Source organism: Streptosporangium sandarakinum (genome assembly GCF_013409935.1).
In the GTDB taxonomy this organism is placed as follows: Bacteria; Actinomycetota; Actinomycetes; order Streptosporangiales; family Streptosporangiaceae; genus Streptosporangium; species Streptosporangium nondiastaticum.
Genome location: NZ_JACCCO010000001.1, coordinates 3,175,027 through 3,189,673, shown reverse-complemented (window position 1 = coordinate 3,189,673; position 14,647 = coordinate 3,175,027). Strand labels below are relative to the sequence as shown.

Annotated in this window: 17 protein-coding genes and 1 pseudogene; 12 read left to right on the top strand and 6 right to left on the bottom strand. The window is 72.7% G+C overall.

Going from position 1 to position 14,647, the window contains the following annotated elements; genetic code table 11:
* Positions 1–167: 167 nt before the first annotated feature.
* Complete coding sequence (locus HDA43_RS14305) at positions 168–743, bottom strand: DUF3159 domain-containing protein (RefSeq protein WP_179820817.1); 576 nt, start codon at positions 741–743, stop codon at positions 168–170.
* Positions 744–831: 88 nt separating this feature from the next.
* Between HDA43_RS14305 and HDA43_RS14300 the strand changes: the two genes are divergently transcribed.
* Positions 832–1,371 carry a PadR family transcriptional regulator gene (locus tag HDA43_RS14300; protein WP_179820815.1) on the top strand — a complete coding sequence of 180 codons (540 nt, stop codon included), beginning with the start codon at positions 832–834 and terminating at the stop codon, positions 1,369–1,371.
* On the opposite strand, the gene HDA43_RS14295 is transcribed toward HDA43_RS14300, so the two are convergent.
* From HDA43_RS14295 to HDA43_RS14285, 3 genes are all read right to left on the bottom strand, one after another.
* Complete coding sequence (locus HDA43_RS14295; protein ID WP_179820812.1) at positions 1,257–2,618, bottom strand: YVTN family beta-propeller repeat protein; 1,362 nt, start codon at positions 2,616–2,618, stop codon at positions 1,257–1,259. The genes HDA43_RS14300 and HDA43_RS14295 overlap by 115 nt on opposite strands.
* A gap of 315 nt (positions 2,619–2,933) precedes the next feature.
* The gene (locus tag HDA43_RS14290; RefSeq protein ID WP_179820809.1) at positions 2,934–3,422 is read right to left on the bottom strand and encodes a cupin domain-containing protein; all 489 of its coding nucleotides are present in this window, start codon (positions 3,420–3,422) and stop codon (positions 2,934–2,936) included.
* Between the two features lie 128 nt (positions 3,423–3,550).
* Positions 3,551–3,952 (bottom strand): hypothetical protein, encoded by a 402-nt coding sequence (locus tag HDA43_RS14285; RefSeq protein ID WP_179820807.1) that lies wholly within the window; start codon positions 3,950–3,952, stop codon positions 3,551–3,553.
* A gap of 353 nt (positions 3,953–4,305) precedes the next feature.
* Between HDA43_RS14285 and HDA43_RS14280 the strand changes: the two genes are divergently transcribed.
* The 11 genes and pseudogenes from HDA43_RS14280 to HDA43_RS14230 form a co-directional block, all read left to right on the top strand.
* The gene (locus HDA43_RS14280; protein ID WP_179820804.1) at positions 4,306–4,656 is read left to right on the top strand and encodes an anti-sigma factor antagonist; all 351 of its coding nucleotides are present in this window, start codon (positions 4,306–4,308) and stop codon (positions 4,654–4,656) included.
* A 219-nt stretch (positions 4,657–4,875) separates the two neighbouring features.
* A complete protein-coding gene (locus tag HDA43_RS14275; protein ID WP_179820801.1) occupies positions 4,876–5,394 on the top strand; it encodes a MarR family transcriptional regulator in 519 nt (172 codons plus the stop codon).
* A gap of 284 nt (positions 5,395–5,678) precedes the next feature.
* Positions 5,679–6,746 carry a cytochrome c oxidase subunit II gene (coxB, locus tag HDA43_RS14270; protein ID WP_281395080.1) on the top strand — a complete coding sequence of 356 codons (1,068 nt, stop codon included), beginning with the start codon at positions 5,679–5,681 and terminating at the stop codon, positions 6,744–6,746.
* Between the two features lie 232 nt (positions 6,747–6,978).
* Complete coding sequence (locus HDA43_RS14265) at positions 6,979–8,778, top strand: cytochrome c oxidase subunit I (protein WP_312873401.1); 1,800 nt, start codon at positions 6,979–6,981, stop codon at positions 8,776–8,778.
* On the top strand, positions 8,775–9,404 hold the full coding sequence (locus tag HDA43_RS14260) for a cytochrome c oxidase subunit 3 (RefSeq protein ID WP_179820796.1): 630 nt from the start codon (positions 8,775–8,777) through the stop codon (positions 9,402–9,404). The genes HDA43_RS14265 and HDA43_RS14260 overlap by 4 nt, the downstream gene beginning before the upstream one ends.
* Before the next feature lie 5 nt (positions 9,405–9,409).
* A complete protein-coding gene (locus HDA43_RS14255; protein ID WP_179820793.1) occupies positions 9,410–9,850 on the top strand; it encodes a hypothetical protein in 441 nt (146 codons plus the stop codon).
* A gap of 80 nt (positions 9,851–9,930) precedes the next feature.
* Positions 9,931–10,440 (top strand): cytochrome c oxidase assembly protein, encoded by a 510-nt coding sequence (locus HDA43_RS14250; RefSeq protein ID WP_179820791.1) that lies wholly within the window; start codon positions 9,931–9,933, stop codon positions 10,438–10,440.
* Positions 10,437–10,874 carry a c-type cytochrome gene (locus HDA43_RS14245; RefSeq protein WP_179820788.1) on the top strand — a complete coding sequence of 146 codons (438 nt, stop codon included), beginning with the start codon at positions 10,437–10,439 and terminating at the stop codon, positions 10,872–10,874. The genes HDA43_RS14250 and HDA43_RS14245 overlap by 4 nt, the downstream gene beginning before the upstream one ends.
* A 3-nt stretch (positions 10,875–10,877) precedes the next feature.
* A complete protein-coding gene (gene qcrC, locus HDA43_RS14240) occupies positions 10,878–11,822 on the top strand; it encodes a cytochrome bc1 complex diheme cytochrome c subunit (protein ID WP_179820785.1) in 945 nt (314 codons plus the stop codon).
* Complete coding sequence (locus tag HDA43_RS36400; protein ID WP_179820782.1) at positions 11,819–12,673, top strand: ubiquinol-cytochrome c reductase iron-sulfur subunit; 855 nt, start codon at positions 11,819–11,821, stop codon at positions 12,671–12,673. Before qcrC ends, HDA43_RS36400 begins: the two co-directional genes overlap by 4 nt.
* Positions 12,670–13,466 (top strand): annotated as a pseudogene (locus HDA43_RS14230) (cytochrome b); the annotation flags it as partial. The gene HDA43_RS36400 and the pseudogene HDA43_RS14230, both read left to right, overlap by 4 nt.
* A gap of 164 nt (positions 13,467–13,630) precedes the next feature.
* Here the strand turns inward: HDA43_RS14230 and HDA43_RS36685 are convergent.
* Both HDA43_RS36685 and HDA43_RS14220 read right to left on the bottom strand, forming a co-directional pair.
* Positions 13,631–14,059: a cytochrome c-type biogenesis protein CcmH gene (locus tag HDA43_RS36685; protein WP_376770502.1), complete on the bottom strand. Its 429-nt coding sequence runs from the start codon at positions 14,057–14,059 to the stop codon at positions 13,631–13,633.
* On the bottom strand, positions 14,056–14,622 hold the full coding sequence (locus tag HDA43_RS14220) for a redoxin family protein (RefSeq protein ID WP_179820775.1): 567 nt from the start codon (positions 14,620–14,622) through the stop codon (positions 14,056–14,058). The genes HDA43_RS36685 and HDA43_RS14220 overlap by 4 nt, the downstream gene beginning before the upstream one ends.
* Between the last annotated feature and the right edge of the window lie 25 nt (positions 14,623–14,647).

Genomic DNA, 14,647 nt, shown 5'->3' with positions numbered 1-14,647 from the left:
CCGTGTTCCGATGATCATGACAGGAATCCGATCGTATCGGAGAGTGATCGTCGGGTCGCTCAACGCGGCGTTCGTGGGAGTGGCGGGCGCGCCGCCGACCGGGTCGGCCGTTCCCGTCGGGGATCCAGGACTCGACGCGACCGGCGGATCGGTTCGGATGGTGTGGATCAGGCGGTGTGGCCGGCGGGCCGGAGGTGCCGGGCGGCGACGGCCTTCGGGTAGCGGACCGTGAAGACCGCCGGGACGGCGAAGCTGAGGATCTTGACGGCGACGACGGCGGCGGTGGCGTGCGGGGCCTCGTGCAGCAGGACGGCGAGCGCGACGGCGGCGACGGTGAAGGCCGCCCCCCACACCATGGTGATGACGACGTTGACCCGGAGGAACAGCGGGGTCCGCCACACCTCCGGCGGGGTCGTCCGGCGGGCGATGCCCAGGGTGAACGGCCGCCGGACGGCCAGCGACCCCCAGGCGGTGAGCGCGAGCCAGGCGTTGACCAGGGCCGGGCCGTACGGCATGAGCGGGGAGTCGGGACTCACGAAGGAGATCACGGTGATCGGCAGGAAGAACGCCGCCGCGCTGACCTCGATCACCATCTGGTCCCAGGTCCTGCCCGCCCGGCGGTCGATGACGATCACTCCCACGGCGATGACGAGCCCGAGGATCGCGCCGTAGCGCCACTCGTCGCTCGTGGCGACGACGGCGTAGGCGATCCACGGGAGGAAACCGAGCAGACTGCGGGCCATTTGGGGCTCTCCTGACATTCCTATTTAGACAGGTCGAGAATAGAACCTCCTGTTGTGACATGTCAATGTAGGAATATAGGGTGAGGGCATGAGCCTTCGACACGCGCTGCTGGGTCTCCTGGCCGCAGGGCCCGCCAGCGGCTACGACCTGCTGAAGATCTTCAACGTCTCGCTGGCCAACGTGTGGCCCGCCACCCAGAGCCAGGTCTACGCCGAGCTGGGCCGCCTGGCGGACGCCGGGCTGGTGGAGGTGGTCGCCGAGGGGCCGCGGGGCCGCAAGGAGTACGCCATCGCCGACACCGGCCGCGCCGAGCTCCGGCACTGGCTGACCGAGGTCGCGCCGACGCGGTCGGGTCGCAGCGACACGCTCCTGCGCGTCTTCTTCCTGGGGCAGGTCGAGCCCGGACAGGCGCGCGCCTACCTGCGGCGGCTGGCGGAGACGGCCGCGGGGGCCGAGCGCGACCTCGCGGCGCTGAGCGACGCCGTCTCGGCCGAGGAGGACGACCTGGCGTTCTACGGTCGGCTGGCCCTGGAGTGGGGGCTGCGCTTCAACGCCATGCAGCGCGAGTGGGCCGACTGGGCCGAGCGGCGGATCGAGGAGCGCGAGGCGGTCGCGCGCCGGCCGTGAAGAACTCCGGGCGGCGCGTCACGACGCCGGAGCAGGCGGCGTGACGAGACGTCGACCGCGCAGAGGGCGCGGCCGTCGTGCCGGACGGTGCGAACGTGCGCGGCGGTGGCCGCCGCGTGCTGTTCCCGGCCGGTGACCGTACCGTGGTTCCGCCCGGTGACCGTACCGGGACTCCGCCTGGGGCCCGAGTGGGTCGGCCGGGAGACCGGGACGCCCCCGGTGGTGGCCGGGCGGTGGGCGATGACCACGCCGAGGGGCTGGTCGCCGACGGGAATGGCCGCCACGACGGTGTTGGTGGCGATATCGACCACCGAGACGGTGTCGGACACCTGGTTGGCCACATACATCCGGGAGCCGTCGGGGGTGACGGCCACCACCCGCGGACCGTCACCGACCTCGATGACGGCGATGACCTTCAGGGCCGCGGTGTCGATCACCGAGACGGTGTTGAAGTAGGCGCTGCCGACGTAGGCACGGGCGCCGTCGGGGCTGAACCTGACGACACGAGGACTTTTGCCGACGTCCAGCTCGGCGACGGTCTCACCCGTCGCGATGTCGATCACCCTCACGACGCTCTGCTGCAGCTCGGTGACGTACAACCGCCGCCCGTCGGGGGAGACCCGCGCCCCCCAGGGGCCGCCGCCGACGCTGAGGGTGCCGACCACCGCGACGGCGGCGGTGTCGACCACGGCCACCGTCCCCGATTCGAAGTCGGTGACGTAGGCGCGCCGGCCGTCGGGGCTGAGCGCCACCTCCACGGGGGTGACGCCCGTGTCGACGGTGCCGGTGAGCGTGTCGGTGGCGGTGTCGACCACCGACAGGCCGCCCCCGCCGAAGTCGGCGACGTAGGCCCGCCGGCCGTCGGGACTGACGGCCACGCCGAAGGGGGCCTTGCCGACGGGGACGGAGGCGGCCACGGTACCGGTGACGGTGTCGATCACCGACAGCCTCCCGGAGACGAAGTCGGTGACGTAAAGACGGCGGCCGTCGGGACCGGCGGCGATCCTGCCCGGACTGCCGCCGACGCGGAAGGTGCGGACGACCCGGCGGGCCGCGTCATCGATCACCGAGATGGTGCCGTCGGCGTAGTTGGTGACATAGACCAGGTTCCGGCCGCCGGGGTCCGCGGAGGCGGGCGCCGCCGGCGTCATGGCCAGGAGCGCGACCAGGGCCCGGCATGCCCAGGGCCGACGCCGCCCCCGCCGGACGCGCGCCGGGCGCCGGCCGATCCCCAATGTGTTCTTCATCCGCTCGCGCAGCATCGCGGCCCCCGGTATCGGCGGTGATCGGCACTTTTTCTACTCCCTCGCGACGACCCGCGAGAGGTGGGACATCCCGCCGCTTCGCACCCCGGCCAGACGCTTGACCGGGCCCTCGCCTCCGCGGCGTATCACCGGTCCGAGCCGGGTGGCGGGTTGACCCGCCGCTGACCCGCCGCGACGGCGTGAACGCCTGTCGCCGATCCGTCAGGCGGTCGGCACCGGCCGTGCCGCGCCACCGGCCGGCCGGGCGCGTCCACCGAAATGCGGGCCGGTGCTCCGGCCTTCAGGCCGGGGAGGAGTTCAAACCCAGAACGTGTCGTGGCGGAAGTAGAACTCCGTCAGCTCCTCGTCGGTGGGCCGGCCCGACACGGCGAACTCCGCGAGCCCCTCGAAGTAGCCCTCCCTCGGCGCTCCGGGCGCGAAGTGCAGCAGCATCGACGCGGGCCGGCCCGACTCGTTGCGGAAGGCGTGGATCCCGCCCTCGGGCACGTGGACGAAGTCCCCGGGGGCCGTGTCGATCCAGCGGGTGCCGTCGTAGATCCGCACGCTCCCGGTGAGGATGAAGAACGATTCGGAGATCGACCGGTGGAAGTGCGCGCTCGGGCCGCTCGGCTGCGGGCCCATCTCCCACCGGTAGAGGCCGAACCGGCCGTTGGTGGTCGCCCCGGTCGCGAGGTAGTGGACGGTGTTGCCGGAGTGGTAGGTCAACTCGGGCTCGTGATCGGCCGGGCGGTAGGTGGCGCTGATCTCCCCGTCGGCGCCTAGATAACGCGGTTCTGGATATGTCATGAGATTTCCTCGCCAGGTCCGTCGATCTCCGGCGGGCCGGATCCGGCCCGCCGGAAATAGACACTAGGGGTTTTCTCGGTTCTTTCCCCCCCGGCGGCATATGGGCGTTTCCTGGCCGAGCCGGTTCGTCAGATCCCCGGCCGGAGTCGCAGCAGGCCGTCGGCGAACGCCTTCTGGCTGAGCGCGCCCAGCCGTACGACCGAGCTGGGGTAGGGGCTGTCGCAGCTCGTGTCCTGGGCGACGAGGTCGGGGCGGATCACGGCCGAGTCGATCACGCCCTGGCCGTACCCCATGAGGAAGGAGCGCAGCTCCACGGGGCCGGGGCGGGCGCCCTCCCGCCGCAGGGTCTCGTCGATGACGGCGACCTCGCGGGCGATCGCGTCGGACAGGGCCCGGTCCATGGCGGCCCGGGCCAGGATCTCGCGGCCGAAATGAACGTACAGATACTCCAGAGATGTGGCCGGGAGGTGGCTCGTCAGAGTCCGCGCCCGCATCATGCGCAGGGCGTGGGCCAGCCGAAGCATCAGCATCTTCATGCTTCTCTGAGACGGCCGCCGGCACCGGCGGGATGGCGTTGCCAGCCAATCGTTATCCGGTGGATACCGCTTCTCCCTCGCCCGGCCAGATATGGTAAAAAGCCGCGAAAAACGTGAACCCGCTGGTCAATGGACCTGCGCTGGGGGTTGTGGCGCGGCCAGGACGCCTTTTCCGACATCCATTGCACTGTGCAATGATGGGTCGGCAAGCTGCTCGGGCCGTGTGCCGACGGGCTTGGGCGAACCGGATGAAGGGCCGCTCGCGAGGGCGACCACCGCCCCGGCGAGCGGGCGAAGAGGATGTCGTGCGGGAAAGAACGGGCCACGGTCGACCTGCCGCCTTCTCCGTGACCACCGGACTTCGCGGCGACGTCGTCGTCCTGCGGCTGGCCGGAGAGCTCGACCTCGCCGCGGCGCCTCTCCTGCGGGCCCGCCTCTCGGAGGCGATGGCGCTCATCACCCCGCCGCACATCGTCATCGACACCGAGGATCTCCTCTTCTGCGACTCGTCGGGACTGAGCGTCCTGGTGGGCGGGCTGCGCGGCGTGCGGGCGGCCGGCGGGCGGCTGGTGCTCAGCGGGGTCCGGCCGCGCTTCGCCCGCCTGCTCGCGCTCACCGGGCTGACGCGGGAGATCCGGGCGTACACGACGGTCGACGAGGCCGCCGAGCACCTGGCGCCGTCCCGAGAGGACGGGTGACGGCGCTTCCGGGGATCCGGGCGGACGCGACGGGCCGGGCCCGCGGCGCCGCCGGAGCCCGCGGCGCCGCGGGAGCGATGGGCGGCGGCACCGGGACGGCGGGCCGCGGCTTCAGAGTGGCGGCTCCAGGGTGGCGACTCCGGGACGGCCGGCCGCACCCGTGGCGGAACGGGCCAGGTGGGAGCGGGGCTGACGGAGGCGCCGTGTAGAACAGACCATATGTCGGATCATCAGGCGAACCGGGCGAACCGGGCGGACGCGGACGGGGAGGACGACCCCTCCGCGGTCATCTCCGCGGTGCTCACCGGCTCACGCCTGCTCGTCGCCATCGCCGCCCGATCCCTCGGCGCCGTCGAGGACCGGATCACCCTGCCGCAGTTCCGCATGCTCGTCATCCTGACGAGCCACGGGGAGACCAAGCTCGTCACGATGGCCGAACGGCTCAACGTCAACCCCTCGACGGCGATGCGGATGGCCGACCGCCTCGCCGCCTCCCGGCTGGTGGTCCGCGAGGTCAACCCGCGGAACCGGCGGGAGACCCTGATGCGCCTCACCCCGGAGGGGCGGCGCATCGTCGACGAGGTCACCGCCCGGCGCCGCGAGGAGATCGCCGGCATCGTCTCCCGGATGTCCGCCGAGCAGCGCCACGCCCTCATCTCGGCGATGACCGCCTTCAACGAGGCGGGCGGCGAGCCGCCGGTGGACGACGCCCATCCCCTCGGCCGGCCCGACGTCTAGACGACGCCCATCCCCTCGGCCGGCCCGACGTCCAGACGACGCCCGTTCCCGGGCCGGGGACCCGGTACGCACCCGGGTGGGTCCTTCACGGCCGGACGCGGACATGTCTGGTATCACTGACTACTGAACGTAATCAGGGATCGGTGCGCCGTTCACCGCCGGGTCGCGGACGTCCGTACGTCCGTTCGCCGGTCCGGTGACCTCCTCCCGCCGGCGCCTCGGGCGGAAAGCCGCGGGCTCGGTTTCTCCGTCCGGACGCGGACGGACGCGAGCGGGGACGGGTGATGGCGAGACGGCGGCCGGTACGGCCACGGCCCCTCCCAGCACGCTCCCGGCCCCTTCCGGCGTGGCCACGGCCCCTCCCGCCGCGTTCGGCGAGGTGGCCGTGGATCGCGCTCGCGGTCCTTCCCCTCTCCGCCTGCTCGGGGTCCGGTCAGTCGACGCTGACGCCGTACGGTGACGGCGCCAGGCGGGTGGCGGGGCTGTGGTGGCTCATGTTCGGCATCTCGCTGTTCGTCACCGCCGTGATCGTGGTCCTCGTGCTGTGGGCGGCGACCCGCCGCCGCCGGCCGGGGGTGCGGGCCCGGATGGACACCGGGCAGCGGTACGTGACGATCACCGGCATCATCCTGCCCGCCATCGTCCTGGTCCTCGTCTACGTGATCAGCCTGCCCACGCTGCGCGCCATCGGGGACCCCAAGGACCCCGACCAGCTCACCATCGACCTCCTCGGCCACCAGTGGTGGTGGGAGGTGAGCTATCCCGGCTCCGGGGTCGTCACCGCCAACGAGATCCACATGCCGACCGGGCGGACCGTCCACCTGAGGCTGCGCACCGCCGACGTCAACCACAGCTTCTGGGCGCCGCAGCTCAACGTGAAGACCGACCTCGTCGCGGGCCGGACGAACCACCTGTGGCTGCGCACCGACCGTCCCGGCGTCTACCGGGGACAGCGCGCGGAGTACTGCGGGCTCCAGCACGCCCGGATGGCCTTCCACGTCGTGGCCCAGCCGCCGGCCGAGTTCGCCGCCTGGCTCACCGGGCAGGCCCGGCCCGCGCCGGCCCCGCCCGGGGGCCTGGCGGCCCAGGGGCTGCGGGTGCTCGAATCGGGCTCCTGCGCCTCCTGCCACGCCGTACGCGGGACCACCGCGAACGGGCGGATCGGCCCCGACCTCACCCACCTGGCGAGCCGGAGGTACCTCGCGGCGGGCACCGTGCCCAACACCCGCGGCTACCTCGGCGGCTGGATCTCCAACTCCCAGACGATCAAGCCCGGCAACAGGATGCCGCCGCAGCCGCTGGGTTCGGAACAGTTGCAGGCGCTCATCGCCTACCTCGAGACGCTGCGCTAGGGGACCGGGATGAGCATCGACAACGCCACCCACGCGTACGGCGTCACCGAGGAGACGGCCGGCGGGCGGGTCGGGCGGCACTGGCCGGAGGAGCACGGCCTGCGGGCCTGGGTCACCACCGTCGACCACAAGCGGATCGGCCGGCGCTACCTGGTCACCGCGGCGGTGTTCTTCGCGCTGGCCGGACTGGACGCCACCGCCCTGCGCACCCAGCTCATCACGCCGAACGGGGATCTGCTCGCCCCCCGAGGCGTACAACCAGCTGTTCACGCTGCACGGCACGGCGATGATCTTCCTGTTCGCGACGCCGATGTCGTTCGGGTTCGGCAACTTCCTGCTGCCGCTCCTGCTCGGCACGCGCGACATGGCCTTCCCCCGGCTCAACGCCTTCACCTACTGGGTCTTCACGTTCGCGGGCGTGATCCTGTTCTCCAGCCTGCTCTTCGGCCGGGCGCCCAACGGCGGCTGGTTCGCCTACGTCCCGCTCACCGGGCCGAAGTACCAGCCCGGCATCAACATGGACGTGTACTCGCTGGGGCTGCTCTTCCTCGGCGTCTCCACCACCTCCGGATCGATCAACTTCATCGCGACCTCCCTCAAGCTGCGGGCCCCGGGCATGACGCTCAACCGGGTACCGATCTTCGTCTGGGCGCTCGTGGTGACCGCGTTCCTGCTGATCTTCGCGTTGCCGCCGCTCAACACGGCGAACGCCATGCTGTTCCTGGACCGGAGGTTCGGCACCCGGTTCTTCCAGCCGGACGCGGGCGGGGACGTGGTGCTGTGGCAGCACCTGTTCTGGCTGTTCGGCCACCCCGACGTGTACATCATCGTGCTGCCCGCGCTCGGCATCGTCTCGGCGATCATCCCGACCTTCTCCCGGCGGCCGATCATGGCCTACCCGTTGCTCGTGCTGGCCATGGTCGCGGTGGGGATCATCAGCTTCGGCGTGTGGGTGCACCACATGTTCGCCGTGGGGCTGCCGCAGCTCTCGCTGACCTTCTTCTCCGCGGCCAGCATGATCGTCACGATCCCCTCGGGCATCCAGATGTTCGCCTGGGTGGGCACCATGCTCATGGGCCGGGTCGTGCTCGGGGTGCCGATGATGTGGGCGATGGGCTTCCTCGTCGTGTTCGTGATAGGCGGGGTCACCGGCGTCATGTTCGGCATCGTGCCGTTCGACCAGCAGGTCACCGACTCCTACTTCGTGGTGGCGCACTTCCACTACGTGCTGTTCGGCGGCGCCGTCTTCCCGGTGATCGGCGGCGTCTTCTACTGGTGGCCGAAGACGACCGGGAGGCTGACGGGCGTCCGGGGCGGGCAGTGGTCCTTCTGGCTGGTCTTCGCCGGGTTCAACCTCACCTTCTTCCCCATGCACATCTCCGGGCTGCTCGGCATGCCGCGCCGGGTGTACACCTACCCCGGCGGCCTGGACTGGGACCTGTGGAACCTGCTCTCCAGCCTCGGCGCGTACCTGCTGCTCGCCGGGCTGCTCGTCACGCTGGGCACGTTCGCGCACAGCCTGTGGAAAGGGGCGCAGGCCCCGCCCGACCCGTGGGGCGGGGAGACCCTCGAATGGGCCACGGCCTCCCCGCCGCGCCCGTACAACTTCCCGGTGATCCCGACCGTGCACAGCGTGCACCCGCTGTGGGACCAGGGGAGCCTGGACTCCTTCGCCGAGGGGGCGCGCTTCAAGGACCGGGTGCTGGCCGAGGGGCACGAGCTGCTGGTGACCAGCGAGCTCGACGCCGAGCCCGAGGTGGCCCTGGAGATGCCCGAGCACACGCCGGTCCCGTTCTTCACCGCGGTCAGCCTGTTCCTCGCGGTGCTGGGGCTGCTGCTCGGCGTGTACGTCCTGGCGGTGGCGGCCGGCGTGGTCGCCGTCCTCGTCATCGGCCGGTGGCTGTGGCCGCGGTGGAGCAGGCGCGAGGCCGGCCACGCCCCCGGGGAGAAGGCCCGGGAGACGGCCGAGCGGGACGCGGCGGCCGAGCAGGAGGCCGAGAAGGAGAAGACGGAGAAGGGGGCAGGGGCATGACCGCCACGGGGGAGTGGGTTCCCATCCGGCCCGTCGGGCCGGCGCCGCCGCACGGCAAGCCGCCCAGCGGGCGGACCCCGGCCTGGTGGGGCATGGTGCTGTTCATCACCACCGAGGCGACGATCTTCGCCTGCCTGCTGGGCTCCTACTTCTACATCCGGTTCTCCACGGCCGGCCCCTGGCCGCCCGGCGGGATCAAGGACCCCGAGCTGTCCAAACCGCTGATCATGACCGTCCTGCTGCTCTCCAGCAGCGGCCCGATGGTCTGGGCCGACCTGGCCGTACGGCGCGGCCGTACCGCGCAACTGCGGGCGGGGCTGGCGTTCACCCTCGCGCTCGGCGCGGCGTTCCTGGGCCTGCAGGCCACCGAGTACGCCACCAAGCTGGGCGAGTTCGTCTGGTCCACCAACGTCTACGGCTCGCTGTTCTACGTCATCACCGGCTTCCACGGCCTGCACGTGATCGTCGGCCTGGTGATGCTGGTCTTCGTCACGATCGCGGCGCTGGCCGGCAAGCTCGGCAGCCGGCACCACGAACGGGTCAGGCTCGTGGCGTTCTACTGGCACTTCGTCGACGCCGTCTGGATCACCATCCTCTTCACCATCTACCTCAGCCCGCACCTGTGAGAGCCATGTCCGAGCAGACCGAATCCGCCACCCCGGGCTCCGGGGGACGCCCCGGGGAGGCCCGAACGTCCGGGAGGCCCGGGGAGCCCGGGAAGCCTGGGAAGGCCCGCCGTACCCGGCCGGGACCGCTGTGGTTCGCGGTGCTGGGCGGGGTGATCGCGTGGTCCCTCCACATCGTCTTCGCGTGGAGCGTGGTCGAGCTGACCTGCGTCGATGGCGGCGGCCTCATCGGCGGGATCCCGGTGGTCGTCTTCGCCGCCGTCGCCACCGGGCTGCCCGCCGTCGTCGTGGCGGCCGCGCTCGTCGTGGATCTGCTGCTGTGGCGGCGCGACCCGCCCGAACCCCCGGGGAGGAAGTCGGACCGGGTCCGTTTCATGCTCCAGATCGGGTTCTGGCTGAACGTGTTCTCCGTGCTCATGATCCTGATGGGGGCCTCGCCGTGGTGATGCTGCCGCAATGCGTCCAGACATGACGCTCCTCGCCCACGGCGGCGGCGCCGGGCCGTGGAAGTGGGACGTGCTCGCGGTTGCTGCGCCTGCTCTACCTGCCGGTCACCGCCTGGCTGCTGCACACCGTGGTGCTGTGGTTCTGGCACCTGCCGGTCCCCTACGACCTCGCCCTGGCCGTCGAGCCGGTGCACGTGATCGAGCACCTGTGCTTCCTCGGCGCGGCCTGGCTGCTGTGGTGGCACCTGCTGACCCCGGGCAGGCACCGGATCGGCGGGCCCGTCGCGCTGCTCTACCTGTTCGTGACCATGCTGCCCGCGGCGGCGCTGGGCGCGGTCCTCACCCTGGCGCGGGCCCCGCTGTACCCGCTGCAGGCCGCCGAGGCGGCCGGGATCGGCGTGGACCCGCTCACCGACCAGCAGCTCGCCGGCCTGGTCATGTGGGTGCCGGCCGACCTGGTCTACTTCGCCGTGATGATCGCCCTGTTCCTGCGGTGGATGGGCGGATCCGCTGGGGAGGACGGCACGGCCGCGCCGCCGCGCGTGCCGGAGGTCCCCGAGCGGGTCCCCTCCGGGGAGGCGCGCTCATGAGACCGGCGGGGCCGGCGGGGCCGGGGGCACGGCGGGCGGAGGCCCTGGCGGCCCTGGCGGCACTGGCGGCGCTGTGCGCGCTCGCCGCCGGTCCGCTCGCCGGGTGCGGCGCGGGCGGCGGCCGGTCCGGCTTCCCGCCGCCGGAGGTGCAGGGCGGCGACCCCGAGCGCGGGCAGCGGCTCATCAGCGTGTACGGCTGCTCCTCCTGCCACACCATCCCCGGCGTGCAGGGCGCGGAGGGGACGGTGGGGCCGCCGCTCACCGCGTTCGGCCGGCGGAGCTACATCGCGGGGGTGCTGCAGAACAACGCGCCGAACCTGCGGCGCTGGCTCCGCGACCCGCAGGGCGTCGTGCCCGGCAACGCGATGCCGAACCTCGGGGTGACCGAGGAGGACGCGCGGGACATCACCGCCTACCTGTTCACGTTGAGGTGACCGATGCGGTACCACGACCACCGGCCGGGACCCGCCCGGCGCGTCACCCGGCGGACCGTTCGGGGCACCGCCCGGGGCGCGGCCCGGCACACCCTGGAGCAGGCCGTACGGCACGCCGCGAAGCACACCGTGAAACACGCCGCCCGGGGCGCGCTGCTCCTGGCGGCGGCCGCCGCGGGCGCGGGCGCGCTGTCCGGCGGGCCGGCGGACGCCGGAGCGCGGAGCGAGCCGTGGCCGCGGTCCTCGGCACCCGGGGCGCGGGGCGAGCCGTGGCCGCCGTCCCCGGGGCCGGTCCCGTCCCCCGCCGCGAGCGACCCGTTCGCCCGCGGGCGGCAGCTGTACCGGGCGACCTGCGCCGGCTGCCACGGCCAGGACGGCGGGGGCAGCCAGAACGGCCCGAGCCTGCGCGACGCCGGGCCGGCCGACGTGGACTACCAGGTCTCCAGCGGCCGGATGCCGCTGCCCGCGCCCGACGCCGTGCCGCGGCGCGGCAAGCCGGCCTTCGGCCGCCACGACATCGACGCGCTGATCGCCTACGTGTCCACCCTCGGCAGGGGCGAGCCGATGCCACGCGTCGCCCCGGGCGACGTGCGGCTGGGCGCCACCCTCTACCTGCAGAACTGCGCCTCCTGCCACTCCGCGAGCGCGGTGGGTGCGGCGCTGCCCGACGGGCGCTACGCGCCGTCGCTCATGTACCCCTCACCCACCCAGATCGCCGAGGCGATCCGGATCGGCCCCGGGACGATGCCCCGGTTCTCACAGGGGACGCTGAGCGACGCGGAGGTGAACTCGATCATCGGTTACATCCTCGCGCTGCGCCGTACGGACGACCGGGGCGGGGCGAAGCTGGGCGGGGTCGGGCCGGTGGCCGAGGGCCTCGTGGCGTGGGTCTTCGGCATCGGCCTGCTGCTGATCGTCATCCGCCTCCTCGGGAAGAGGGCGCGGTGAGCGGGCCCCGGCGCCGGGCGGAGCGCCACGTCGCCGTCGCGTTCGGGGTGGCCGCCCTCGCCGCCGCCTTCTTCGCCGCGATGTACGTCCTCGGCGACGACACCCAGCTGCTCGGGCTCGGCCTCCTGGTGGCGTTCGCCGGGCTCGCGGTGGGATTCGCCCTCTGGGCGCACACGCTCCTGCCCCAGGGGCCGTTCGTGGAGGAGCGGGAGCCGATGATCTCGCCGCTGCCCGAACGCCGCGCCCTGGCCTCGGAGTTCGCCCGCGACGAGGCCCCCCTCACCCGGACGGCGCTGCCCCGCAGGATGCTGACCCTCGCGCTCGGCGTGCTGGGCCTGGCCGCGCTCTTCCCGATCCGGTCGCTGCTGGCGCGCGGCCCGAACCCGTGGCGCGCCCTCGCCGACACCCCCTGGCGGGCGGGCGCCCGCGTCGTGAACGACAGGGGCCGGCCGGTACGGCCCGGCGATGTCGCCGAAGGCGGCGTGGTCACGGTGTTCCCCGAGGGACGGGCCGGGATCGGCGACGCGGCGGTGCTGCTCATCCGGGTGGACCCGGCCGACCTGGAGCTGCCCCCCGGGCGGGAGAACTGGGCCGTCGACGGCCTGGTGGCCTACTCCAAGCTCTGCACCCACGCCGGCTGCCCGGTCGGGCTGTACGTCAAGCAGACCCAGCAGCTCCTGTGCCCCTGCCACCAGTCGCTCTTCGACGTCCTCGGCGGGGCCAGGCCGGTCGCCGGACCTGCCGCCCGGCCGCTGCCGCAGCTGCCGCTCGGGGTGGGCGCCGACGGGACGCTCGTCGCCCGGGGCGGCCTCTCGGGCCCGCCCGGTCCCGGCTACTGGAGGAAGACATGATCACGCGGTGGCTGGTGCGGCGGAGCATGGGCTGGCTGGACGCCCGGCTGCGGATCGCGCCGCAACTCCGGCTGGCGCTGGCCAAGGTCTTCCCGGACCACTGGACGTTCATGCTGGGCGAGATCGCCCTCTACTCCTTCGTGGCGCTCGTCGCCACCGGTGTCTTCCTGACGTTCTTCTACGACGCGAGCATGGCCGACCGCGTCTACAGCGGCGGCTACGCGCCGCTGCGCGGGACCACCGTGTCGGCCGCCTACGCCTCGACCGTCGAGCTGAGCTGGGACGTGCGAGCCGGCCTGCTGATGCGGCAGGCCCACCACTGGTCGGCGCTGTTCTTCATCGGAGCGATCATCGTCCACATGTGCCGGATCTTCTTCACCGGCGCGTTCCGCAAGCCCCGGGAGATCAACTGGGTGACCGGGCTGACGATGTTCGTCCTCGGGATGGCCACGTCCTTCGCCGGGTACTCGCTCCCCGACGACCTGCTGTCCGGAAGCGGCCTGAGAGTCGCGTCGGCGATCGCGCTGTCGATACCGGTGGTGGGGCCGTGGTCCAGTTCCTGCTCTTCGGCGGCGAGTTCCCGGCCGACCTGATCATCCCCCGGCTCTACATCCTGCACGTCCTCCTCATCCCGGTGCTCATCGCGGCCCTGCTCGGCGTCCACCTGGCGGTGATCATCAGGCAGAAGCACGCGCAGTTCCCCGGCCCCGGGCGCAACGACCACAACGTGGTCGGGTCGAAGCTCTGGCCGACCTACGGCATCCGGTCCCTGGCCCTGCTGTGCGCGGTGCTCGCGGTGGTCTTCGGCTTCGGGGGCTTCGCCCAGATCAACCCGGTCTGGGTGTGGGGGCCGTACGAGCCGGCGGCGGTGACCGCGCCCGCCCAGCCGGACTGGTACCTCGGCTGGGTGGACGGGATGCTCCGCATCTTCCCCGCCGTGGAGCTCCGGGTCTTCGGCTATCTCGTCCCGTCGCCGTTCCTGCCCGGTGTGTTCTTCCCCACGGTCGTCATCCTCCTCATGTACGTCTGGCCCTGGGTGGACCGGCGCCTGACCGGCGACCGGGACCGGCACCAGGTGCTCGACCGGCCCCGGGTCAGCCGGCGGCCGATCTCCGCGCGCATGGCCCCGGCCAGCTTCGACGGCGACTCGGCGGCGGACAGCCCCTGGCAGTCGGGGCAGCGCAGCATCGCGGCCACCTCCATGACGCGCTCGCCGAGGGCCGGTTCGCTCCGGCCGGCACGCCACACCGCCGCGCAGGCGAGCGCCACGAGAACGATCAGCCCCGCGACCGCGAGCCGGCGTCTCACGGGGCGGTCCACGATGTGATCCGGGGACGTGGAGCGGCACGCCGCGGTGCGGCCCGAAGGCGCGGGGCGGCGTCTCATCGCGTGAGCCGGGGCAGTACGGCGCGGTCGATCCACCGCTGTGTCACCGGGCCGAGCACGCGGTCGGCGATCCGGCCGTCCCGGCCGACCAGGAAGGTCTCCGGCACGCCGAGCACGCCGAGTTCGAGGGCCAGCCGGCCGTCCGGGTCGAAGAGCTGGACAGGGACGCTCACGTCGGTCACGCCGGACTCGCGCAGGAACAGCCGGGCGGCCTCCCGGGTGTCGCGGGTGTCCACCCCCACGATCCGCAGTCCTCGCGGGCCGAGCCGCCGTGCGGTCTCCACGACGAGCGGGAACTCCTCTCGGCACGACTCGCACCAGGACGCCCAGACGTTCACGAGCACGACGTGCCCCCGCAGCTCGCCGAGTGTGAACCGCGTGCCGTCCAGGGTGGTGCCGGACAGCTTCGGGGCCGGCCGGTCGGCGGGCACCGCCGGTTCCGCCGGTCCGCGCGCGAGACCGCGGGCGAGGACCGCCGACAGGGCCATCACCGCCGCGGCGACCAGGAGCAGCGCGGGATAACGCCATCTCCGCGAGGGACCGGCCGGGGCCGGCGGATCCACCGTGCCCACCGGACCGGCCGGGTCC

What these genes read in the sequence shown, in the direction of transcription:
- HDA43_RS14285 (WP_179820807.1), bottom strand. Translation starts at nt 3,952, where the DNA reads ATGCTGATGCTTCGGCTGGCCCACGCCCTGCGCATGATGCGGGCGCGG.
- HDA43_RS14305 (WP_179820817.1), bottom strand. Translation starts at nt 743, where the DNA reads ATGGCCCGCAGTCTGCTCGGTTTCCTCCCGTGGATCGCCTACGCCGTC.
- HDA43_RS14300 (WP_179820815.1), top strand. Translation starts at nt 832, where the DNA reads ATGAGCCTTCGACACGCGCTGCTGGGTCTCCTGGCCGCAGGGCCCGCC.
- HDA43_RS14290 (WP_179820809.1), bottom strand. Translation starts at nt 3,422, where the DNA reads ATGACATATCCAGAACCGCGTTATCTAGGCGCCGACGGGGAGATCAGC.
- HDA43_RS14260 (WP_179820796.1), top strand. Translation starts at nt 8,775, where the DNA reads ATGACCGCCACGGGGGAGTGGGTTCCCATCCGGCCCGTCGGGCCGGCG.
- HDA43_RS14295 (WP_179820812.1), bottom strand. Translation starts at nt 2,618, where the DNA reads ATGAAGAACACATTGGGGATCGGCCGGCGCCCGGCGCGCGTCCGGCGG.
- HDA43_RS14255 (WP_179820793.1), top strand. Translation starts at nt 9,410, where the DNA reads ATGTCCGAGCAGACCGAATCCGCCACCCCGGGCTCCGGGGGACGCCCC.
- qcrC (WP_179820785.1), top strand. Translation starts at nt 10,878, where the DNA reads ATGCGGTACCACGACCACCGGCCGGGACCCGCCCGGCGCGTCACCCGG.
- HDA43_RS14245 (WP_179820788.1), top strand. Translation starts at nt 10,437, where the DNA reads ATGAGACCGGCGGGGCCGGCGGGGCCGGGGGCACGGCGGGCGGAGGCC.
- coxB (WP_281395080.1), top strand. Translation starts at nt 5,679, where the DNA reads ATGGCGAGACGGCGGCCGGTACGGCCACGGCCCCTCCCAGCACGCTCC.
- HDA43_RS36685 (WP_376770502.1), bottom strand. Translation starts at nt 14,059, where the DNA reads ATGAGACGCCGCCCCGCGCCTTCGGGCCGCACCGCGGCGTGCCGCTCC.
- HDA43_RS14275 (WP_179820801.1), top strand. Translation starts at nt 4,876, where the DNA reads ATGTCGGATCATCAGGCGAACCGGGCGAACCGGGCGGACGCGGACGGG.